We start from the raw sequence: 315 nt of genomic DNA on the forward strand, positions 1-315 counted from the left end.
TTTCTGGTATATTTTCGAGTTATTTTTGCTCTCGTTTCAAGCGGTTGGCACACGGGAAAAACGTTTCCTGAAGGACTTCGGTTCCACGCCCTCCAGCAGAAGTTTGAGATGGGTCCAATCGGTTTCGGAAGAGCGGATCTGACCCCAGTCAGAGACAAACCTTCCAACTTCCAATTTTTTGCTCCAAATACAAAAACCGGAGCGATCCCACCATAAAACTTTGATCTGGTTGGCACGCCGATTGATGAAGCAGAACAGGTGTCCGCTCAGGGGATCCTGCTTCATCTCGTTGCGTGCCAGGGCATAGAGTCCGTC

1 protein-coding gene is annotated in these 315 nt (G+C 49.5%); it reads right to left on the reverse strand.

The annotated features are described in order from the left end of the window. Positions 1-36 precede the first annotated feature (36 nt). The coding region (gene tnpB, locus IV91_RS0115150; protein WP_031599611.1) for an IS66 family insertion sequence element accessory protein TnpB at positions 37-315 on the reverse strand (279 nt) is incomplete at its 5' end.

The organism is Ferrovum myxofaciens (genome assembly GCF_000735045.1).
In the GTDB taxonomy this organism is placed as follows: domain Bacteria; phylum Pseudomonadota; class Gammaproteobacteria; order Burkholderiales; family Ferrovaceae; genus Ferrovum; species Ferrovum myxofaciens.